This window comes from Flavobacterium sp. M31R6, from assembly GCF_013284035.1.
Lineage (GTDB): Bacteria > Bacteroidota > Bacteroidia > Flavobacteriales > Flavobacteriaceae > Flavobacterium.
Map to the genome: position 1 here is coordinate 3,280,237 of NZ_CP054141.1, position 21,286 is coordinate 3,301,522.

General features: G+C 33.6%; 20 protein-coding genes. 11 read left to right on the top strand and 9 right to left on the bottom strand.

The window, feature by feature from the left end:
- Window positions 1-66: 66 nt before the first annotated feature.
- The 4 genes from pta to HQN62_RS13460 all read right to left on the bottom strand — a co-directional run bounded on the left by pta (window position 67) and on the right by HQN62_RS13460 (window position 6,488).
- Window positions 67-2,160 (bottom strand): phosphate acetyltransferase, encoded by a 2,094-nt coding sequence (pta, locus tag HQN62_RS13445; protein ID WP_173504747.1) that lies wholly within the window; start codon window positions 2,158-2,160, stop codon window positions 67-69.
- Between the two features lie 118 nt (window positions 2,161-2,278).
- Entirely contained in the window at window positions 2,279-3,349 is a 1,071-nt protein-coding gene (gene corA, locus HQN62_RS13450; protein WP_173504748.1) for a magnesium/cobalt transporter CorA, read from the bottom strand.
- Window positions 3,350-3,490: 141 nt separating this feature from the next.
- Window positions 3,491-5,374 carry a molecular chaperone DnaK gene (gene dnaK / locus HQN62_RS13455; RefSeq protein ID WP_116797829.1) on the bottom strand — a complete coding sequence of 628 codons (1,884 nt, stop codon included), beginning with the start codon at window positions 5,372-5,374 and terminating at the stop codon, window positions 3,491-3,493.
- 331 nt (window positions 5,375-5,705) lie between these two features.
- The gene (locus tag HQN62_RS13460; RefSeq protein WP_173504749.1) at window positions 5,706-6,488 is read right to left on the bottom strand and encodes a sulfite exporter TauE/SafE family protein; all 783 of its coding nucleotides are present in this window, start codon (window positions 6,486-6,488) and stop codon (window positions 5,706-5,708) included.
- A gap of 482 nt (window positions 6,489-6,970) precedes the next feature.
- Here HQN62_RS13460 and rlmH point away from each other — a divergent pair, with 482 nt between their 5' ends.
- Window positions 6,971-7,444, top strand: a complete 474-nt coding sequence (gene rlmH / locus HQN62_RS13465) for a 23S rRNA (pseudouridine(1915)-N(3))-methyltransferase RlmH (protein ID WP_173504750.1) — start codon at window positions 6,971-6,973, stop codon at window positions 7,442-7,444.
- A gap of 178 nt (window positions 7,445-7,622) precedes the next feature.
- Window positions 7,623-8,123, top strand: a complete 501-nt coding sequence (locus HQN62_RS13470) for a CHRD domain-containing protein (protein ID WP_173504751.1) — start codon at window positions 7,623-7,625, stop codon at window positions 8,121-8,123.
- Window positions 8,124-8,283: 160 nt separating this feature from the next.
- Here the strand turns inward: HQN62_RS13470 and HQN62_RS13475 are convergent, their stop codons facing one another.
- Entirely contained in the window at window positions 8,284-8,901 is a 618-nt protein-coding gene (locus HQN62_RS13475; protein WP_173504752.1) for a hypothetical protein, read from the bottom strand.
- A 4-nt stretch (window positions 8,902-8,905) separates the two neighbouring features.
- A complete protein-coding gene (gene folP, locus HQN62_RS13480) occupies window positions 8,906-9,721 on the bottom strand; it encodes a dihydropteroate synthase (protein ID WP_243412117.1) in 816 nt (271 codons plus the stop codon).
- A gap of 163 nt (window positions 9,722-9,884) precedes the next feature.
- Here folP and HQN62_RS13485 point away from each other — a divergent pair, with 163 nt between their 5' ends.
- From HQN62_RS13485 to tpiA, 4 genes are all read left to right on the top strand, one after another.
- Window positions 9,885-10,424 (top strand): DUF1599 domain-containing protein, encoded by a 540-nt coding sequence (locus HQN62_RS13485; RefSeq protein ID WP_116797824.1) that lies wholly within the window; start codon window positions 9,885-9,887, stop codon window positions 10,422-10,424.
- A 60-nt stretch (window positions 10,425-10,484) separates the two neighbouring features.
- Entirely contained in the window at window positions 10,485-11,585 is a 1,101-nt protein-coding gene (locus tag HQN62_RS13490; RefSeq protein ID WP_173504753.1) for a BT_3928 family protein, read from the top strand.
- Window positions 11,586-11,881: 296 nt separating this feature from the next.
- Window positions 11,882-12,379: a TlpA family protein disulfide reductase gene (locus HQN62_RS13495; protein WP_116797822.1), complete on the top strand. Its 498-nt coding sequence runs from the start codon at window positions 11,882-11,884 to the stop codon at window positions 12,377-12,379.
- Window positions 12,380-12,451: 72 nt separating this feature from the next.
- Window positions 12,452-13,204, top strand: a complete 753-nt coding sequence (tpiA, locus tag HQN62_RS13500; protein ID WP_111408746.1) for a triose-phosphate isomerase — start codon at window positions 12,452-12,454, stop codon at window positions 13,202-13,204.
- A gap of 618 nt (window positions 13,205-13,822) precedes the next feature.
- Here tpiA and HQN62_RS13505 read toward each other — a convergent pair.
- Window positions 13,823-15,484 (bottom strand): tetratricopeptide repeat protein, encoded by a 1,662-nt coding sequence (locus HQN62_RS13505; protein ID WP_173504754.1) that lies wholly within the window; start codon window positions 15,482-15,484, stop codon window positions 13,823-13,825.
- A 464-nt stretch (window positions 15,485-15,948) separates the two neighbouring features.
- Here HQN62_RS13505 and prmA point away from each other — a divergent pair, with 464 nt between their 5' ends.
- The 4 genes from prmA (at window position 15,949) to HQN62_RS13525 (ending at window position 19,295) form a co-directional block, all read left to right on the top strand.
- Window positions 15,949-16,782: a 50S ribosomal protein L11 methyltransferase gene (gene prmA, locus HQN62_RS13510; RefSeq protein ID WP_173504755.1), complete on the top strand. Its 834-nt coding sequence runs from the start codon at window positions 15,949-15,951 to the stop codon at window positions 16,780-16,782.
- Between the two features lie 44 nt (window positions 16,783-16,826).
- A complete protein-coding gene (locus tag HQN62_RS13515) occupies window positions 16,827-17,102 on the top strand; it encodes an ATP-dependent Clp protease adaptor ClpS (protein WP_077370286.1) in 276 nt (91 codons plus the stop codon).
- A 241-nt stretch (window positions 17,103-17,343) separates the two neighbouring features.
- Window positions 17,344-18,615, top strand: a complete 1,272-nt coding sequence (locus HQN62_RS13520) for a sterol desaturase family protein (protein WP_173505577.1) — start codon at window positions 17,344-17,346, stop codon at window positions 18,613-18,615.
- Window positions 18,616-18,623: 8 nt separating this feature from the next.
- Window positions 18,624-19,295: a lysoplasmalogenase gene (locus tag HQN62_RS13525; RefSeq protein WP_173504756.1), complete on the top strand. Its 672-nt coding sequence runs from the start codon at window positions 18,624-18,626 to the stop codon at window positions 19,293-19,295.
- 208 nt (window positions 19,296-19,503) lie between these two features.
- Here HQN62_RS13525 and HQN62_RS13530 read toward each other — a convergent pair whose 3' ends face one another.
- On the bottom strand, window positions 19,504-19,917 hold the full coding sequence (locus HQN62_RS13530; RefSeq protein WP_173504757.1) for a DUF6691 family protein: 414 nt from the start codon (window positions 19,915-19,917) through the stop codon (window positions 19,504-19,506).
- Window positions 19,918-19,920: 3 nt separating this feature from the next.
- Window positions 19,921-20,478, bottom strand: coding sequence for a YeeE/YedE family protein (locus HQN62_RS13535; protein WP_173504758.1), 558 nt, complete (start codon window positions 20,476-20,478; stop codon window positions 19,921-19,923).
- Window positions 20,479-20,645: 167 nt separating this feature from the next.
- Here HQN62_RS13535 and HQN62_RS13540 point away from each other — a divergent pair, with 167 nt between their 5' ends.
- Window positions 20,646-21,098 carry a 2-dehydro-3-deoxyphosphooctonate aldolase gene (locus HQN62_RS13540; protein WP_116797814.1) on the top strand — a complete coding sequence of 151 codons (453 nt, stop codon included), beginning with the start codon at window positions 20,646-20,648 and terminating at the stop codon, window positions 21,096-21,098.
- The last annotated feature ends 188 nt before the right edge of the window (window positions 21,099-21,286 follow it).

Consider the following 21,286-nt stretch of genomic DNA (forward strand, 5'->3'; position numbering starts at 1 on the left):
TATAAGCAGCATTTATTTTTTAATGATCTTAGCAACTTAGAGTCTAAGTATCTTAGCAACTTTTTTTTACAAATCCTGTGCTTGTATAGCTGTAATTACTACTGTATTTATGATATCGTCGACGGTACAACCTCGGCTCAAATCGTTTACTGGTTTGTTTAAACCTTGCAACATTGGACCAATTGCCAATGCTCCCGTTTCTCTTTGAACCGCTTTGTATGTATTGTTTCCAGTGTTCAAATCGGGAAAAATCAATACACTCGCACGACCGGCAACTTCGGAATTTGGCATTTTGCTTTGCCCTACTTCTAAGTCAACTGCGGCATCGTACTGTATTGGTCCTTCGATTTTAAGATCTGGGCGTTTTTGTTTTACTATTTCGGTTGCAAGTCGTACTTTTTCAACTTCATCCCCTTTTCCAGAGGTTCCTGATGAGTAGGATAACATGGCTATTTTTGGTTCAATTCCAAAAGAAATACTCGAATCGGCAGATGAAATAGCTATTTCTGCCAATTGCTCCGCAGTTGGGTTCGGATTGATGGCACAATCTCCAAAAACAGAAACGCGGTCTTCCAAACACATGAAAAATACTGAAGAGACTACTGATGAATTTGGTTTGGTTTTAATAAACTGCAACGCTGGTAAAATGGTATGCTGTGTAGTATGTGCAGCACCCGAGACCATTCCGTCTGCATGCCCTTTATAGACCATCATTGTTCCAAAATAGGAAACATCTTCCATTAAATCTCTAGCCATTCCAAGAGTTACATTTTTGGCTTTTCGCAACTCATAATAAGTATTTACGTAATCCTCATAATTTTCAGATTCTATTGGATTAATGATTGGCACTTTAGAAAAATCAAAATCTAAGCCTAATTCGGCTACTTTACTTTCTATTTGTTTTTTATTTCCAATAATAGAAATATCCACTACATCCATTGCCAGCAAACGAGAGGCTGCTATAATAATCCTTTCATCATTTCCTTCCGGCAAAACAATATGTTTTCTATGGGCTTTGGCTCTTTTCACCATATTGTATTGAAACATTTTAGGAGTCATTCCTTCTGCTTTAAAAGCATTAAATTTGTCGATTAAAACATCTAAATCAACGTATTTATCAAACGTATTTATCGATGTCTCAATTTTTTGAATATTATTGGCATATATTTTTGACTTAATATTTCCAATTTGATTGGCAATATGATAGGTACCGCCTTCAACTGTGATAATTGGCACCACAGAAGAAAGCCCTTCTATTAATTTCAAAATACTGTCTTCGGGAATTATATTTCCCGTTAAAACAATTCCGGAAACAGTTGGATAATTGGCTGATTCATTTGCCTGCAATGCTCCAAGAATAATATCGGCTCTATCGCCTGGAGTGATAATAAGGTTATTTTCTTTAAGGTGTAACAGATAGTTACATAATTGCATCGCACCAATGCTATAACTACTCACCTGATTGTTCAAATATTCCTGGCCAAACAATACTTTAGCATTCAATACTTCAACGATTTCTTGCATCGTAGGATTATTCAAACTACTAATTAATGGAATCGAATTGACTAGAATTGATTCTGGCAAACTTTTCTGCAATCCAGTTGTCACCAATTCTAAATTTTCAGGTTGCACTTTATTTGCAATTACCGCCAATACTTCAACTTCTTTTACTTTAAATGAATTATAGGCTAAATTCAAATTGTCGATTAATTCTTCTAATGTTTTCCCTTCTCCGGAGCCAACAATTATGGTAGGAATTCCAAGATTTTTGGCAATCAGCACATTCATGTCCAATTCTATGACAGTTCCTTCTCCCGTAAAACTAGTTCCTTCAACCAACACAAAATCAAAACGGTCTTCCAGTTGTTTGTATTTTTCAATAATCAAATCAACAACTTCACCTAATTTTCCATTATTTTTTTTCTTGATTAATTTACTTTTTGTAATCGCATAAGCATTTTCATATGTAATATCTAAATCAAAATAAGATATAACCATCTCGATATGAGTATCCTTTTTTCCCTCTTCATAATCTTCAATCACAGGCCTGAAATACCCCACTTTTGCAGTCTTTCCTAATAGCATTCTCAGTAACCCCAGGGTAATTATTGTCTTACCGCAATTCTCCTCAATCGTTGCGATATATATAGCTTTTTTCATATTCTTACTTTTAAAATTTAATCTCTTTAAACGCTTTATACAAAATTACACCTTTAATTTTCTTATAAATATGACCAAAATCAGCTTTAAATAATAAACTGTTATTTAACCACAAAAATTAAAACCATCTTCGCCTTTTGAAATAAAAAACCATCCCAATTACTACCAAGAACATAAAGGCCATAACCAGATAATATCCATTGTGAGCTCTCAATTCGGGCATATTATCAAAATTCATCCCATAAACTCCCACAATAAAAGTAAGCGGAATAAATATGACGGAGATAATGGTAAGTGTTTTCATAATCTCATTCATCTTATGCGTTTGTGCCGCAAAAAAGAAATTGGATGCGCTTTCCAGGGACCCCATATCAGACTCTATTTGTTCCAAAAGTTCAAGACATTTTTGATGCAAACGGGTAAAAAAACTAAAATTATCCGGATCAATTTCATTAAATACATTATCCTCTTTAATGCTTTTGATATCATATAATGAATCCCGAAGCGGAATAATGGAACGTTTCAGGAAATTAAAATTATCCCTATGCTTTTCAATTTTTTCCAAAATAATAGGATCGGCACTATTTTTGGTCATATCAATTAAATCTTCAATTTTGTCCTCTTCATTTTCAAGAGTTATGTAAAAGTTACCTATAATGGCATCCAACAGAATATACAATAAATAGTCTGCATTCTTGGTGCGTACAATTCCCGAATTAGTTCGAATACGTTCCCTAATATGAGTAAAAAAATCACTCCTTTTTTCCTGAAAAGAAATTAAAATTCCTTTTTTTAGCAAAAAACTTATTTGCTCCACTCTTATATCATCAGTGGTTTCTGAAGGCAGCATTGATTTTATATTAAAAAATAAAACATCTTTTTCCTCTTCAAGTTTGGTTCTTTTGGTTGTATTCAAAATATCAGCCAACATAAAATCGTCTATACTAAAATGGTCTGCTATTTCTTTAAGCAAATTAATATCTGTTAATCCATGAATATTTAACCAATTTATTTTAGCTAAATCAATATGCTTTTCCAAGTTAGCAATAGTACCATTCTCATATTCACCAACCGTACAATCGTCATAAACAAACAATTGCATCTCGATCTCTTTGTTTCTGTGCAAACCAGTATACTCTAGTGTATAAGGCTGTAGCCGTTTACCTTTCTTGTATTTAATCTTTCTCATAAAATAATTTGTAAAGTAATATTACGAAAAAAAATATAATGTATTTGACTTTAAAGCATAAAAAAACCGAGCTATTACTAGCTCGGTTCCTTATTTATTATGTTGCGGAAATGCACCAAAATGCATCTCTACGAGAAATAATTATTTTACTTCTTCGAATTCAACGTCTTCAACATTGTCTCCTTGCGCTTGAGCTTGTGGCTCAGCAGCTTGTTGACCTTGTTCTCCTTGAGCGTACATAGCTTCAGTAGCTTTTTTCCAAGCTGCATTGATGTTGTCAAGAGCAGTTTGAATTGCAGGAATGTCTTGAGATTGGTGAGCCATTCTCAATTCAGTCAATGCATACTCAATAGCCACTTTGTTATCATCAGACAATTTAGCTCCAAGTTCTTTCAATTGAGACTCAGTTTGGAAGATCATTCCATCAGCTTCGTTTAATTTTTCAGCTCTTTCTCTTGCAATTTTGTCAGATTCAGCGTTAGCTTCAGCATCTTGTTTCATTCTTTCGATTTCTTCAGAAGTCAATCCAGAAGAAGCTTCGATACGAATGTCGTGAGATTTACCTGTTCCTTTGTCAGTAGCAGTTACTTTGATGATACCATTAGCATCGATGTCAAAAGCAACTTCGATTTGAGGAACTCCTCTTGGTGCTGGTGGAATACCATCTAAGTGGAAACGACCGATAGTTTTGTTATCTGCAGCCATTGCTCTAGCTCCTTGCAATACGTGAAGCTCAACAGATGGTTGAGAATCAGAAGCAGTAGAGAATACTTGAGATTTTTTAGTTGGGATAGTTGTATTAGCTTCAATTAATGTAGTCATAACACCACCCATAGTTTCGATACCTAAAGATAAAGGTGTAACGTCAAGTAACAATACATCTTTTACATCTCCAGAAAGAACTCCACCTTGAATAGCTGCTCCAATTGCAACAACTTCATCAGGGTTAACTCCTTTAGACGCTTTTTTACCGAAGAATTTTTCAACCTCTTCAACGATTCTTGGGATACGAGTAGAACCTCCTACCAAGATAACTTCGTCAATGTCATTTACTGTTAAATTTGCATTTTTCAACGCTTTAGCAACTGGTGCCATAGAACGTTTTACTAATGAATCAGTCAATTTTTCAAATTGAGCTCTAGTTAATTTTTTAACTAAGTGTTTTGGTCCAGAAGCTGTAGCAGTTACGTAAGGTAAGTTGATTTCAGTTTCTGCAGAAGATGACAATTCAATTTTAGCTTTCTCAGCAGCTTCTTTAATACGTTGCAATGACATTGGATCCAAACGCAAATCGATACCTTCTTCAGCTTTAAATTCGTCTGCTAACCAGTCAATAATTTCGTGGTCAAAATCATCTCCTCCTAAGTGAGTATCTCCATCTGTAGATAATACTTCGAATACACCATCTCCTAATTCAAGAACAGAGATATCAAAAGTACCTCCTCCTAAATCGTAAACAGCAATTTTTTGATCAGTTCCTTTTTTATCCAAACCGTAAGCCAATGCCGCAGCAGTTGGTTCGTTGATGATACGCATTACTTTAAGACCTGCAATTTCACCAGCTTCTTTTGTAGCTTGACGTTGTGCATCATTAAAGTAAGCAGGAACAGTAATAACCGCTTCAGTAACTGTTTGACCTAAATAGTCTTCAGCAGTTTTTTTCATTTTTTGAAGTGTCATAGCTGACAATTCCTGCGCAGTGTACAAACGACCATCAATATCCACACGTGGAGTATTGTTGTCACCTTTTACTACAGAATAAGGAACTCTTTTTGCTTCTTCAGTGATTTCAGCAAAAGAATGTCCCATAAAACGTTTGATAGAAGCAATAGTCTTAGTTGGGTTAGTTACTGCTTGTCTTTTCGCAGGATCACCCACTTTAATTTCTCCACCTTCAACAAAAGCGATGATAGATGGTGTTGTTCTTTTTCCTTCAGCATTAGGGATTACTACTGCTTCATTACCTTCCATTACAGAAACACAAGAGTTTGTTGTACCTAAATCAATTCCGATTATTTTACCCATTTTTAATATATTTAATTTTTATTGTATACTTATTTTAACGGCTCGAAGACTCTAAGGCAATCTTTATGCCAATATAAAAAACCGAGTAAATTGTCAGTTTTATTTACAATTGTCATAAAACAATATGACAAACTGACATTTTAAGAATCGGTTGGGCAAGTCCCCATTATGCAAAGAGGCCAAATAGAGCACATGCTTATTCGGCCTCTTTACAAAATACAGTCGGGCTATTGTTATTACTTTCGCAATTACTTGTTACCATCTAAAGTCTTAACGTCATTAGTCTATGAAAAGAAATTTTATCTTTTTAAACTAAAATAAATTTTGAAAATTATGCGATTAATTTGAAACCAACAAAAAACAACATAACTGCTATGGCGTTTCTAAGTAATAAATCAGGTAATTTACCGCTTAGCATACTTCCTATATATATTCCCGGAAGTGACCCCATTAATAACTGTCCAAGCAAAGTCAAATCTAAATTCCCCATAGAGGCATGTCCCAATCCAGCAACAAGCGTTAAAGGTACAGCATGAGCAATTTCGGTTCCAACCAATCGAGGCGTTGGTAATATCGGATATAAGAAAAATAAAGTCACAGTACCTAATGCACCCGCTCCAATCGAAGTAAGTGTCACAGTAGCTCCTAACATTACGCCAATAGCAACTGTCAATAAATTTTGGGTTCTACTCTCACTATGGAATTTATCCCCTGCATGTTTTTGGGAAAATACCATTATTTTATTTTTGAATAAAATAGCAACTGATGTAAAAACTAGCGCCCAGCCCAAACTGTATTTTATCATTTTATTCAACTCGGTCGTATCAGTATTCAAACTATGGAGAATCCACAGAGTCAATAAAGCCGCGGGAACACTACCCAAAGAAAGCCAACCTGTAATAGTCCAATTGATATTTTTCTTTTTATTATGCACAAAAATACCCCCAGCTTTGGTCACTGCTGCATATAATAAATCGGTACCAACGGCTGTTGTCGGGGGGATACCAAACCACAATAAAATTGGAGTCATCAAAGAACCTCCTCCTACACCAGTCATTCCTACCACAAAACCAACTACTAAACCTGCAACTACTAAACCTATTTGAAAATCCATAAAAGAGACTTGATTTTTTTTTGATGGCAAAAATAAAGAAAACAACTTATATTATAGTCAACTTGTCGAGTTAAGATTTAGTTTTCAGCCATTAAACTCCATGAATTTACGGTCAAATAACTATCATCATAAATTCGCCTCATTGCACTAGCGCACCAAAATATTGTCAAAATCATTTTAAACCCGACCAAAATCATAGAAATTTACTTTTTTTCTAAAAAAAACACAAATATTTATTAAATACCCTATAGGTCAACTAGGTTATGTAGAATTGATTTAAATTATAAAAATGAAATGTTAAAATATAAAAATATAAGAAATATCACCTAAAAATATTTGAAAAAAGAAAAAAAATAGAAAAAAGATGCTATAAATAATTAAAAAAATCAAACAAAAATGTAAATTGTCTTTATGTCCAACTTGAATATGCTCAAAAATTCAAATCACTTTTTTGTAACTTTGCCTCATTGAAATCCAATAAAATGAACATCAAACTTATCGCCATCGGCAAAACCGACAATAAATCATTACAAACCTTAATCGACGATTATACTAAACGATTGTCTTTTTACATCAAGTTTGATTTAGAAATTATTCCAGATATCAAGAACGTAAAAAATTTATCGGAAAGCCAGCAAAAAGAAAAGGAAGGCGAACTTATCTTGTCCAAAATAACTCCCACTGACCAGCTTATTTTATTGGATGAAAACGGAAAAACCTTTTCCAGCGTTGCCTTCTCTACCGAGTTACAAAAGAAGATGAACTCGGGCGTAAAAACACTGGTATTCGTGATTGGTGGTCCTTATGGTTTTTCGGATACGGTTTATGCCAAGGCAAATGGAAAAATTTCACTTTCCTTAATGACATTTTCACATCAAATGGTGCGCTTATTTTTTATCGAGCAATTGTACCGTGGATTTACTATTTTGAGAAATGAACCATATCATCACCAATAAGCTCTAAACTTTTAAAATAATCCCAATACCTCACATCGTCTTTACAATCAAGTTTTTACACTAAAAAAAAACATCAATCAAAAATAAAACATTACCTTTGATATTATTCTCATCTTTTTAAGATAAAAATCAATAAATATATTTTTTAAACCAGTTATTAATTTAAAAATATATTATTATGAACAAATGTGCTGGTTATTTAGTAATTACATTCTTATTTATTAGCTTGATTTCTTGTTCAAATAGTGATGATTCAGAACAATCAACAATCGTAACTTTTAATGCTACTTTGGAAGGGAGTAATGAAGTACCTTCAAATGCCTCAACTGCAAAAGGTACTGCAAAATTGAATTATAATAAGAACACCAAAATTTTCACGCTGACTGTAACATATACTGGCTTAACCCCAACATCTGGACATGTACATCTGGGAGCCAACGATATTAATGGTGATATTCTTTATACTTTTACAAATTTAACATCCCCAATAACTTTTACAAGTCCTGCATTAAATTCATTTCAAGAAAGCTTACTTATGTACAATACCTTTTATATTAATCTACATAGTGACACATTTCCAGAAGGCGAAATAAGAGGTCAACTCATCACAACAAGTCCTGGCGGAGGCTGTGGCAGTTGTGGAGGAACTCTTAGCAAAGCAGCAAAGTCTTCACTTTAATTTCTAGTAAAATATAATGACTCCACATTACTATATATTATCAAATTAAGAAACACATTATAATTCTTTTTTAACTGTTTATTCACCCAAAACATCATAATTATTAAATTCTAGACCTATAAAAATAAAGGCTTCTGTATAAAAAAGTGCAGATTTTTTATCAATACACAAATTCTTCTGAAATAACATTTTTTAACTCTACCGAATGAATTAAAACTTTATTCTGAATATAACTTCCGTAGTTACAATTTTTATCAAAACAATACCTTATTTTTTTCAGTTTACCATTTGAATTACTAATGACTTTTTGAAAATCATTTTTTGAAACCAATTCGTTATTTACCATAATTACTCCATCTTTAGTAAAAAAAACAACTGTCCCATTTTTAGGTTTCTCCGTCATATAATACACATTCGTAAAAGGAATAAAAGCTAAATTCTTGTCAATGCTATCGGCATAGGAATAATAATTTTGGGCTAATTCATTTCGATGTTCCTTTTCTTCCCGTTTCCGTTGTTGCAGTTTTATCACTTCTGGAATAACCAATCGTAAAGGTAGACGCTTGTCAATATTAAGTATCCAATTGGTTGTGATAATGCTGTTTTTCCTGTTTACTTCTGCCAAAGTATCTTTCCCTCTTACTCTGAAAAAAATGTAAATAGGCGAAAGATCGACAACTTCTTTTACGATAGTTCGATCTGCTTTTGGTAATAAAATATCTTCTTTATTTCCACAAGAAATGCTCAGTAATAATACAATCCCAAATAGATATTTCATTATTTTAATTTAGTCTATTAAACAAACGAACACATTCAACCGCTTCTTTCACATCATGAACGCGAAGGATTTTTGCGCCCTTAGTCAAAGCAATCGTATTTAAAACTGTGGTTCCGTTTAAGGCCATTTCGGCATTAGAATCCAAAGTTTTATAAATCATTGATTTTCTTGAAATCCCAACTAACAAAGGCAATTCAAGCATCTGAAACAACTCCATTTTTTGCATGACCGCATAATTTTGTTCCAATGTCTTGGCAAAACCAAAACCGGGATCCACAATCAAATCATTTATCCCAAGCAATCTTGCCGCAGCAATTCGTTCCGAAAAATAGAACAACATTTCCTTAATTATATCTTCATATTGAGTAAATGTCTGCATCGTTTGCGGTGTTCCTTTCATGTGCATCATGATATAAGGAACCTGAAATTTTGCAATGGTTTCCAGCATTTTATCATCCAATTTTCCTGCCGAAATATCATTGATAATTGCCGCGCCATTCTCAATGCAAATCTTTGCTACTCCAGCCCGAAAAGTATCAATTGATAATATTATCTCCGGAAAATGTTTTTGAAGCAAATTCACAACAGGAATTATCCTCGATATCTCTTCTTCTTCAGAGACAAACTCGGCATTAGGCTTACTAGAATACGCTCCAACATCAATAAAAGTAGCACCCTCATTGAGCATTTTTTCAACTCGCTCCAGAAGTTCCGATTCGTTTTTATACTTTCCACCATCAAAAAAAGAATTGGGAGTTATATTCAAAATCCCCATTATTTTTGGCGTGGATAAGTCGATAAGTTGTCCTTTACAGTTCATTTATTTTTTTTTGTTTAAAAGTTTAAATTGTTTGAAATTGTTTGAAATTGTTTAAAATTGATTAAACTTTTAAACTCTTAAACTTTTAAACCCTTAAACCTTTAATTTTTTAAACTTTATTTTTCTTATTTTTGGTGCAATTTTATACAAATATACATCAATAATGAAGAATACTTCACAAGAATATGACAAGGTGATTGCCATTTGCCGCACGCTTTTTATCAATAAAATGAAAGATTACGGTAGCGCTTGGCGCATTTTGAGACTTCCTTCCCTAACCGATCAAATTTTTATAAAAGCTCAAAGAATAAGAAGCTTGCAAGAAAATGAAATTAGAAAAGTCGATGAAGACGAAACTGGAGAATTTATCGGTATCATCAATTATTCGATTATGGCTTTGATTCAATTGGAATTGGGCGTGGTCGACCAACCCGATTTGGAAACCGAAAGAGCAACTCAATTATACGATGCAAAAGTAGCTTTGACCAAAGAATTGATGGAAAACAAGAACCATGATTATGGGGAAGCTTGGCGTGATATGCGCGTAAGTTCACTTACCGATTTGATTTTGCAAAAACTGCTTCGTGTAAAACAAATTGAAGACAATAAGGGGAAAACTATCGTCTCCGAAGGAATTGATGCCAATTATCAGGATATGATTAATTATTCGATTTTCGCATTGATTTTGATGAACAAAAAATAAATTTTTCGAAGCTCCACATAAAGTTTGCAAAAGAATACTATTAAAAAACAAACCCCAAAAATGAAAAACATCTTCACACAATTCTCCCGAATTTTCGTTGGAATCTTATTTATAATCTCAGGATTAATCAAGCTGAACGATCCTGTTGGTTTCTCTTACAAACTAGCAGAATATTTTAGTGAACCGGTTTTCAACATGCCTTTTTTCGTTCCTTTTTCCTTGGCTATTGCCTTATTTATAGTAATCTTGGAAGTAGTTTTGGGCGTAATGTTGCTCATTGGTTACAAATCAAAATTGACAATTTGGCTTTTGTTGCTTTTAATCATAAAATTCACTTTCCTTACCTTCTATTCCGCTTATTTTGATGTGGTAAAGGACTGCGGATGCTTTGGTGATGCATTACATCTTACGCCGTGGCAATCCTTTACGAAAGACGTTGTTTTATTGTTTTTTATATTAATACTTTTTATTAATATGAAATTGGTAAAACCTTTATTTGCAAATAAAATTCAAAATAGCTTGGCAGTTCTAACTGTTTTCCTATGCGCTTTTATGGGTTATTGGGTAATCAATCACTTACCATTAAAAGACTTCCGCGCATTCAAAGTTGGAAATAATATTCAAAAAGGAATGGAAATTCCGGAAGGTGCACCAAAATCCGTGGTGGAAATGATTTTTATCTATAAAGTAAATGGTGTTGACAAAGAATTTGCAGAAAAAGATTTGGCCAATATTCCGGCTGGCGCCACTTTTGTGGACAGAAAAGACAAAGTAATCACCGAAGGCTACATTCCTCCTATTCATGATTTCGTGATGGAAAAAGACGGATCCGATTATAAAGAAGAACTACTCCAAGAACCTAAATTATTGATGGTTGTGGCCTATGATTTGGCTCTAGCCAATGCAGATGGCCTTGCAAAAATGGAGCAAATCAGTAAAAACGCTTCCGCAAAAGGTTATAAAACAATTGGAATGACTGCTTCTACTCCAGAAGAAATTGCAAAAATCAAAAAACAATATGGTATCACTTTCGATTTTTATTTCTGTGATGCCATTCCGTTAAAAACTATCGAAAGAGCCAATCCAAGTTTTGTGATTCTTGAAAAAGGAACTATTAAACAAAAAGTACATTACAACGATACTGAAGATTTAGCTTTCTAATTTTAGTTAAAATAATAAAAACAACAGCCTTGTTGGAATATCATTTTCCTGCAAGGCTTTTTTCTTGTTAGTAATAAACATAAAAAAATCACAAAAAAATATCAACTATAACGATATTGTAATTGCTTTTAAAGATTTTCACATTAAAATTCCAAAATCAGTTTACCTAATTTAGATTTCTTTGGTTAACTTTGTGAAAATTCTTTTTTAGATGAAATCGCTATGATTCCACGATACCAAAAGGAATGAAGAATAGCGATTCCATATTCCAACAAAAAAACAAGTATTAAATTCATATGAAAAAAATAGCCCTTTTAGTTATTGCTTTTGCAACATTTTCTTGTACCCAAGCTCAGAAAACTGAGTTCTCCAAAAAAGCACTTTCCGAAACTTTATTAGCTACAGACGGAAATCAAATTAAATTTAAAGATATTCTGAAAAACCAAAAAGGTAAAACAACGCTTATCGAGGTTTGGGCTTCATGGTGCGGCGATTGTGTCAAAGCAATGCCAAAACTAAAAGAACTTCAAACCAATAATCCAAACGTATCTTATGTGTTTATGTCAATGGACAAAACCGCAGATAAATGGAAAGAAGGTATCGAAAAACACCAACTAAAAGGCTTGCATTTCATGGCAAATGACGGAATGAAAGGTGTTTTTGGAAGCGCAATTGACTTAGATTGGATCCCGAGATACATCATTATCGATAAAAACGGAAAAATTGTTGTTTATCGCGCCATAGAAACCGACTTTGATAAAATTAATGCAACCCTAAAACAGTTGCAAGAATAATTGCCATAACAATTGTCAGGTCAAATCATAAAAGAATTAATTAAAAAAGAAAAAACTATAAATACTACAAAAATGAGAAAGAAGATTGTTGCAGGAAACTGGAAAATGCATAAAAATGCGGCACAAACAAAAGAATTATTGAATGAACTATTGACACAAATTCCAGCTGAAACTGCTGCACAAGTAATTGTTGCACCAACATTTGTGAACTTGGCTTCGGCAGTAGAAAACTTAACACACTCCAATATATCGGTTGCTGCACAAAACGTACATCAAGCAGAAAGCGGTGCTTTTACAGGCGAAATCTCTGCAGATATGCTTAAAAGTGTAGGTGTAAATACCGTAATTTTAGGTCACTCAGAGCGTAGAGCTATTTTTCATGAAACTGACGCTTTAATCGCAAGCAAAGTAAATACAGCTTTGAAACACGATATGACCGTAATTTTCTGTTTCGGTGAAGAATTAAAAGATCGTCAATCTGGAAACCACTTCAATATTGTTGAAAACCAATTGAAAGATGGTTTATTCCACATTGAAGCTAAAGATTGGGAAAAAATTGTATTGGCATATGAGCCTGTTTGGGCTATTGGAACAGGTGAAACTGCTTCACCAGAGCAAGCACAAGATATGCACGAATTTATCAGAGAAACAGTTCGTAAAGCTTTTGGAAGCGATGTAGCTGAAGATGTTTCTATTCTTTACGGAGGAAGTGTAAAACCGGATAATGCTAAAGAAATCTTCTCTAAACCAGATGTAGATGGCGGGCTTATCGGTGGTGCTGCCTTAAATGCAAAAGATTTTATTGCTATCGTGACCTCAATCTAAAAAGCAATTATAATATACTTCAAAGCGGTGCAAATAATTTTGTACCGCTTTTTTTTTTTGCAATTCATCGAGATTATTTGGGCAAGACCACATTAGGAAAAGGGGCCAAATCTACTTTGCGCCTATACGCCCCTTTCCCTAATGCGGTCGGGCTATCCATGCTACTTCGGTAGCTTATTCCTATCCCTCTTGCACTTCCAACAGCCTTAATTTCAATACAATAAACATTAGTGTTTTCAAACGTTTTTTATCAATAAAAAATAGTTTGGCATCATTATTGGAAAGTACTAAGAACAAAAAGGAATTGAAGTTCCAGATCGAGTAATACGCAATGCTAACGGTAATATTGAAAAGAAAGATTATTACTCGATCATACTTCAAAACCCAAAATCACTGTGACTTTTCTTTTGTTCATCAATATTTCAAAAAAGAAATATTTTCACCCCAAAAGGTTCAAGAAACTGCACATCGAAATTAATTAAGCCCGATTTGCCCAAAATCAAAAACAAAAAAAAGGAAACTAGGTTTCCTTTTTTTATTGGAGTTAATTCAAATCCATAAAAAAAACCAACGCCATGAATACCGTTGGTTTTTCAACAATCAAATTACAAATAAACTTTATCGTAATAATTTTAATTGCTCAATTGCATTTTGGTTAGCGGGATCGATGCTCAGTGTTTTACCAAAATTTTCTTTCGCTTTGACCTTATCCGTATCTGCATAAATAATACCCAAATTATTATAAGCTTCAATCAATTTTGATTTCATTTTTATAAGTTCAGCAGGATCTTTTTTGTTGGCTGCGCTTATGAAATCCTCATAATTTTTGGCTACCAACGTATTATTTTTAAGCAAAACTTGAATTCTGGCTTTAAAAAGATACGCATCCTGGGTTGTTGGCGAAGCTGTAATAATCGTGTTTAATGCCATGTCGGCTTTATTCAGTTGCTCGATTTGCAGTGGAGACAAATTTTCAATACCACTGCAGGCCCAATATACGGAAGAAGCAAAAAAGAAATTATCCATTAAGTATGATTTTGTCTCTGTGTTTGCAATTGCAATTTCATAAACGGTAGCAGCTTGGTTATATAGCTTTTTCTCGTACAACTTTTTAGCCAAGTCAGGAAGCTCACCGGCAATAGCAGGACTCATATCAAAAGATTTTTTAAGATCTAAAATTCCATTATCAATAAGTGAATTATCAATTGGAACCAAACTTACTCCTTTGCTCACTTTTGCAGCACCAATATAAAAATAATCTCTTCCAATGACTCTATTTGACGGATCCGAAACATAGGATGTCAAAGAACTTATAGCCGTATCAAAATTATTATTGTAATAAGCAGAATATCCTAAATAACGATAAATCCTTGGATTTACTTTATCAATCTTAGTCATTTCGTTGGCTTCGATTTCAAGTGCTTTGTAATCTTTTGCAAGAATAAGGAAATCAGCATGACGCATACGGGATTCCAAAGAATAATCCGTCAAGGACATATACTTTTCATAAAAAGCCAATCCTTTTGCAATATGAGTATCGTAATTTCGCGCATCATTTAATGCCCATAAATATTGGGTTTCAGCAAGTTCTCGATACACAGGTCCATAATTAGCATTTAATGCAATCACTTCGTCAAACGCAGTTAATGCATAAGGAAAATTATGGGCATTTTTTATTAAAGTACCCAATCCCATTTTGGCTCTTAGTAAAGTATTGTCCAATCTAAAAGCTTCACGATAACAATCATAAGCATCGTTTTGTTTTTTATTGAATTTGTAAGCATCTCCCAAAGCCAATAAAACACTGGTATTTGCCGGATCAATTAATCTGGATTTACTCAAAACCTCAACTGCCTTTTTGTAATTCGGATGATCTGAATAGGTATAGGCCTTGCCTATATATACCGTTTCTTCTAAATCTTTTTTACTACTATTTTGTGTAGCTAATGCAAAATATTTTTCAGCTTCGGCAACATCGTCTTTATCCAACGCAATATAGCCTAATCCGATATAATTAAAATTTCCTTTGGTGGAACACGAAATGCCAGCATCAAAATGTTTTTTGGCGGCTGCATAATCCCCTTGCAACAGACACACATTGCCCAAAAGAAATTTAGCATAGCCATCAGTAGGTTTTGAGGCGGTAATGGTTTCCAAAGTATTTTTCGCTACTTCATACTGTTCGGCATCAATAGCGTTTTTCGCTTGTTTTATATCCTGCGCCTGTCCCAAAAAAACAAAAAACAGTGTTGCGACGGTATAAATAAAAACTTTTTTCATGGTAGATATAATTAATTTGAATATTAAAATAGTGTTGTATTTAATTGGTATAAAACAACACTACAAATATAAAATAATATTAAAGAATAACAGCATATTTTATCAATTAAATAACTGTAATTCAGTTAGTTATATTTTTAAAAACATGATAAAAGTCATTTTTTTATATTCCAAAAAAAAGTATAAGATTAGCATAAAACGAGAAATAAAAATTAAAAAACAACACTTTTAAAATCTCAAAAACATACTAGGCGTTCATTTTTAGACCATTAACACAAATCTTACCACTATAATTGTATGTGTTAAAAATCAGATGCAATCTTATTTAAAGCAAAGCTCCTTTTCTGAAAATTTATTAAAATGAAATACTTCAAAAAAATAAGCAAAAAAACATTCTCCCAAAATAGTTGCCAAAATTCAAAAAAGGATTGCATCCTATTGTTACCTTTGCAAAAAAATTAAACATGTCAAATATTTATATAGGGTATCATTTTTCAATTGAACCAAAGGAGTTAGGATCGGAAATATTAATTGCCGAATTGGGTGAAAAAGCTTTTGAAAGCTTCACTGAGACCGAAACCGGTATTTCTGCTTTTGTGCAAAAAGACCTTTGGGACGAAACGATATTGGAAGACATTCAAATATTACAATCGGAAGAATTCAAAATCGATTATACTTTTGAGGAAATCGAGCAAGTAAACTGGAATGAAGAGTGGGAAAAGAATTTTGAACCTATCGACGTAGAAGGAAATTGTCATGTTCGAGCACCATTTCACCCGAAAACGGACGCAGAATATGATATTGTAATCGAGCCTAAAATGAGCTTTGGAACGGGGCATCATGAAACTACACACATGATGATTCAGCATTTATTAGAAATGAATGTTACCGGAATGAAAACACTAGACATGGGTTGCGGTACAGCAATTTTGGCCATTCTTGCCGAAATGAAGGGAGCTCAACCCATAGACGCTATTGACATTGACAACTGGTGTTACCTGAACTCCATTGAAAATGCCGAGCGCAACAATTGCAAACAAATTACGGTTTACGAAGGAGATGCTGCGTTATTAAAAGACAAAAAATACGATTTGATCATTGCCAACATCAACAGAAACATTTTGTTAAACGATATGCAAAGCTATGTTGACAGTTTAAATACGGGCGGAACTATATTATTTAGTGGTTTCTATGAAGAAGACATTCCTTATATTGATGCCTCTTGCACAGAAAAAGGATTAACTTTTGTAAAAAAACTTCAAAGAAACAACTGGGTATCAATAAAATACGTAAATTAGTATCTACTTTTTTATAAATCAACAAAGTACAAAAACCTAAAAGCATGAGTACAATAGAGAAAGTAAAAGAAAGAACCCGAGAAGAGGAAGTTACAACCAAAAACAATGAAATAATAGTTTACAATGATGATGTAAATACATTTGATCATGTCATTGACACTTTAGTTCGTGTTTGCGGGCACACTCCTATTCAAGCAGAACAGTGCTCATTAATTGTGCATTACAAAGGGAAATGCACTGTAAAAACGGGGGAATATGATAAATTAAGGGTACAATGCTCTAGATTACTTGAAGCAGGCTTAACTGCCGAAATAATCTAAACTACACAATACTATTTCCAAAAATTTGTTATTTATTAAACCTACTTGAGAAGTACAATCTTAAGTAGGTTTTTTTATGTCTTCTCTGTACCTGAACTAATTTTGAAACCAAAATACTCTCCAACAACTCTATTCTTCTGAAAATTCGCATTATTGAATATGTAAAACTACCTATAAAAAAATAACAAAAACTACAACATTCTAAACAATTATTCTATATTTGAAAAAAAATACCCATCAAATGGAAGAATACGGTAAAATATTAGTTTTTGTGATGCCTATTTTTTTGATATTAATTATAATCGAAAAAATATACGGACACTATAAAGGAGAAGACACGGTTCCAAACATGGATTCAGTTTCGAGTATCAGTTCGGGAATGGTCAATTCGGTCAAAGATGTTCTTGGACTTAGTATTACCTTAGTGACTTATGACTGGTTTGAAAACAAGTTTGCCATAATTCATTTGGATGCTACTATCTGGGCTTATATCATTGGATTTATCGTCATTGATTTTTATGGGTATTGGAGTCATCGACTTTCTCACCAAATTAATTTTTTATGGAACAAACACGCGATTCATCACAGTAGCGAGGAGTTTAATCTAGCTTGTGCCTTGCGTCAAACAGTTTCGAGTTTTGTCAATTTATTTACTTTTCTATTGATTCCAGCGGCACTATTGGGCGTCCCACCAAGGGTAATTGCGATAATACTGCCTATTCACTTATTTTTACAATTTTGGTATCATACCAAACATATCAAAAAAATGGGCTTTTTGGAACACATTCTTGTTACACCCTCACATCATCGCGTTCATCATGCCATCAACCCCATTTATATGGACAAAAATCATTCGCAAATATTTATTATTTGGGATAAACTTTTTGGCACTTTTCAGGAAGAATTAGATTCGGTTCCCCCTGTTTTTGGCATTACAAGACCAGCACAAACTTGGAATCCTTTCCGAATTAACTTCCAGCACTTGTGGTTATTGATAACCGATGCTTGGCGTGCCGAAAAATGGAAAGACAAACTCACTATTTGGTTCAAACCTACTGGCTGGCGTCCTGAAAATTTTGAAGAAAAATACCCCGTCAACAAAATAACCGATGTTTATGCCTTTGAGAAATATGGGACACAACATTCCAACAAATTAATGTATTGGTCATTATTTCAAGCCATAATCACTTTGTTACTCATTACCTATATGTACAATTCTATTGCGAATATTGGTTTACCAAACGTATTCATCTACGGTGCTTTTATATTTCTAACCGTTTACAGCTACACCGAATTGATGGATACTCGAAAAATCTCATTGTTGTGGGAAACAATCCGCTTTTTTTCGGGAATAGCAATCGTTGCCTATCTTGGTGATTGGTTTGGCATGAATACACTTTTCCCTTTGGCGTCTTACATCATAATTGGATATCTCGTTTTATCGTTATTGGTTACGTTTTATTTTGTAAACACCAATTTTGATACAAAAAAATCAATTGTCGCAACTTCTTAAAAAAATCTATGCAATCATCTTTACTTCTCAAAACCTATATTGGTTTTACTATTATTTATCTTGGTATTCTTTTCCTTAATCTTGAAGGATTCGACATCTATATGAAACCTATTTTGCTTCCTATTTTAATGGGAACAGTTATAGTTTCTGAAAGTTTTCCAACCAAAAAAATCCTTTTAACCGCATTGACATTTTCTTGGATAGGCGATATTATTCTGCTTTTTACAGACAGGGGCGAACTTTATTTCATCTTTGGGTTAGTTGCTTTTCTCATATCGCATTTGGTTTACATTGCCCTTTTCAGCAAACAACAAAACAGTAGAATCAACAATAACAAAGCCCTTTTTTGGATTGGTGTTCTTGCCATAATTGCCTATTTCGCTTTCATGATTGACACATTATTCCCAAAACTAGGCCCATTAAAAATTCCTGTTTTGGTCTATGCAGTCGTTATTACCACCATGCTTTTCTTTGCTTTCAAAGGCAGTTTAAAATGGGCGATTCCTGCAAACAATTATATCCTTATCGGTGCGATTGTATTTGTAAGTTCGGATAGTATTTTGGCTTTCAACAAATTTTACGCTCCAATAGCAAATGCTTCATTTTACATTATGGCAACCTATTGCCTTGCTCAATATTTAATTGTAAATGGAATTTTAAAATTGAATTCCAAAATATAAAATAATATTTAGGGCGTGCCACCATTAAGAAAAGAGGCCTAATTTAGACTACGCTTATTCGGCCTCTTTCCTTAATGCTGTCGGGCTATCCATGCTACTTCGGTAGCTTATTCCTATCCCTCACGCTCAACTAAAACAAGATATTTTTCCAAAAAAAAAGCATTTTCCAATTTAGAAAATGCTTTTTTTTTGGAAATGAATTTAATGTTTAATGAGGCAACTTGCTTTTTAAAGCACCATAAATAATAGTTCCAATCAGAGCGCCAATAAGCACAATAATTACAGGCATAAATCCTGCCCCTATCAATATAAAAATTGGTCCCGGACATGAACCAACCAAGGCCCAACCCAGTCCAAAAGAAATTCCCCCTATCCAATATCTGGCATTGTCTTTTGGCTTTTCCTGAATTTCGATTGGAAAACCATCGATGTCTTTGACGTTATATCTTTTGATAATCTGAATACCAACAACTCCTGTCGCAACGGCAACCCCAATAATTCCATACATATGAAACGATTGAAATTGAAACATTTCATAAATACGGTACCAAGAAACCGCTTCGGATTTGGTAAGAACTATTCCAAAAAGGAATCCTACAAGAAAATATTTTAAAACATTCATGATCTAAAAAAGTAAGGGTAATAAAAAGTGTGCCATAATCAGTCCGCCAATAAAGAAACCAATAACTGCTTTCAACGATGGCAATTGTAAATTACTCAATCCCGAAATTGCATGCCCAGATGTACATCCACCTGCATAACGCGTCCCAAAACCAATCAAAATACCACCAACAAGGAGTATCAAAATACTTTTGGGTGATTGCCAAATTTGTTCTCCAAATAAAGCTTGGGGCATTAACTGACCATTGGGAGCATCGATTCCCATTTGGGCAAGTTGAGCTATCGTTTTTGGATTAATATCAACATTAGAAGGATCGCTCATAAAATGCACAGCTACAAAACCACCGGCCATAGCACCCAAAACCACTACGAAATTCCAACGATTTGCTTTCCAGTCAAAATCAAAATACTCAATACGTTTTCCTAATCCGGTCATAGAACATAAAGACTGAAGATTAGTTGACATACCGAAATTCTTTCCGAAATAAATCAGTGAAAGCATCACCATTCCGATTAAAAAGCCAGCGACATACCAAGGCCATGTTTGAAAAATCACACTCATATAAATTTGTTTTGGTTACAAATATAAAAGGATTTTGATAAATTCATCAATTCAGCTGTTTTTTGACAAAAAAATATAAGGATTACAGTTGGTTTTTGATAATAGAGTAAAGTTCTTTTTATATTTGTGGTAAGAAATACATCACTTTAAAAATTTAAACTCTCAAAATGAAAAAAATAGCCTTATTCATAACGGTACTCCTACTACTCGTTTCATGTGGAAGTATTAAATCTTCAATAAAAAACGTAGATAATAATGCTCCTGTGCCTGTAGTGGGTAAAAATAATGCCTTTATAATTACTCAATACAGTAAAGACAAAAAATACGGATATGATAAAGACTACCCTATCAATATTTTTTACAAAGGCACCAAAAATGACACCATCAACCAAAAATATTTCATAAATGCTTTGGCAGGACCAAAAGGCGAAAAAATAACTTATAAAAAATTGGAAAACTGCTGCCCATTTCCAACCAAAACTAGCGATATGGGTGCTGGATTTCTAGATGTATATGAATTAAGTTGGGAAGGTTTAAAAAAGCCAATCATCTTGTATTTGAACATCTATGAAAGAGGTCAATTAATGGTTCCGGTTGGTCTTAGTTTAAAGAAAATATAATTAAAACCACTACTGCCCTAGCCCCGATAGTAGCGGTATCCTTTATGTCTCGTTTTTTCACGAGACATAAAGATACAAGCGGATAGCGGGAATAGCTCCAAATAATAGCTTTAATGCTTCTAAAAATAATTGCTAAATCTAATTCGGAAATCGCAAATTCAAACTACCTTTGCACTTTCAAAAAAAAC

What these genes read in the sequence shown, in the direction of transcription:
- HQN62_RS13525 (WP_173504756.1), top strand. Translation starts at nt 18,624, where the DNA reads ATGCAATCATCTTTACTTCTCAAAACCTATATTGGTTTTACTATTATT.
- folP (WP_243412117.1), bottom strand. Translation starts at nt 9,721, where the DNA reads ATGAACTGTAAAGGACAACTTATCGACTTATCCACGCCAAAAATAATG.
- HQN62_RS13505 (WP_173504754.1), bottom strand. Translation starts at nt 15,484, where the DNA reads ATGAAAAAAGTTTTTATTTATACCGTCGCAACACTGTTTTTTGTTTTT.
- HQN62_RS13520 (WP_173505577.1), top strand. Translation starts at nt 17,344, where the DNA reads ATGGAAGAATACGGTAAAATATTAGTTTTTGTGATGCCTATTTTTTTG.
- HQN62_RS13460 (WP_173504749.1), bottom strand. Translation starts at nt 6,488, where the DNA reads ATGGATTTTCAAATAGGTTTAGTAGTTGCAGGTTTAGTAGTTGGTTTT.
- HQN62_RS13470 (WP_173504751.1), top strand. Translation starts at nt 7,623, where the DNA reads ATGAACAAATGTGCTGGTTATTTAGTAATTACATTCTTATTTATTAGC.
- rlmH (WP_173504750.1), top strand. Translation starts at nt 6,971, where the DNA reads ATGAACATCAAACTTATCGCCATCGGCAAAACCGACAATAAATCATTA.
- HQN62_RS13475 (WP_173504752.1), bottom strand. Translation starts at nt 8,901, where the DNA reads ATGAAATATCTATTTGGGATTGTATTATTACTGAGCATTTCTTGTGGA.
- pta (WP_173504747.1), bottom strand. Translation starts at nt 2,160, where the DNA reads ATGAAAAAAGCTATATATATCGCAACGATTGAGGAGAATTGCGGTAAG.
- HQN62_RS13540 (WP_116797814.1), top strand. Translation starts at nt 20,646, where the DNA reads ATGAAAAAAATAGCCTTATTCATAACGGTACTCCTACTACTCGTTTCA.
- tpiA (WP_111408746.1), top strand. Translation starts at nt 12,452, where the DNA reads ATGAGAAAGAAGATTGTTGCAGGAAACTGGAAAATGCATAAAAATGCG.
- HQN62_RS13530 (WP_173504757.1), bottom strand. Translation starts at nt 19,917, where the DNA reads ATGAATGTTTTAAAATATTTTCTTGTAGGATTCCTTTTTGGAATAGTT.
- dnaK (WP_116797829.1), bottom strand. Translation starts at nt 5,374, where the DNA reads ATGGGTAAAATAATCGGAATTGATTTAGGTACAACAAACTCTTGTGTT.
- HQN62_RS13535 (WP_173504758.1), bottom strand. Translation starts at nt 20,478, where the DNA reads ATGAGTGTGATTTTTCAAACATGGCCTTGGTATGTCGCTGGCTTTTTA.
- prmA (WP_173504755.1), top strand. Translation starts at nt 15,949, where the DNA reads ATGTCAAATATTTATATAGGGTATCATTTTTCAATTGAACCAAAGGAG.
- HQN62_RS13490 (WP_173504753.1), top strand. Translation starts at nt 10,485, where the DNA reads ATGAAAAACATCTTCACACAATTCTCCCGAATTTTCGTTGGAATCTTA.
- HQN62_RS13485 (WP_116797824.1), top strand. Translation starts at nt 9,885, where the DNA reads ATGAAGAATACTTCACAAGAATATGACAAGGTGATTGCCATTTGCCGC.
- corA (WP_173504748.1), bottom strand. Translation starts at nt 3,349, where the DNA reads ATGAGAAAGATTAAATACAAGAAAGGTAAACGGCTACAGCCTTATACA.
- HQN62_RS13515 (WP_077370286.1), top strand. Translation starts at nt 16,827, where the DNA reads ATGAGTACAATAGAGAAAGTAAAAGAAAGAACCCGAGAAGAGGAAGTT.
- HQN62_RS13495 (WP_116797822.1), top strand. Translation starts at nt 11,882, where the DNA reads ATGAAAAAAATAGCCCTTTTAGTTATTGCTTTTGCAACATTTTCTTGT.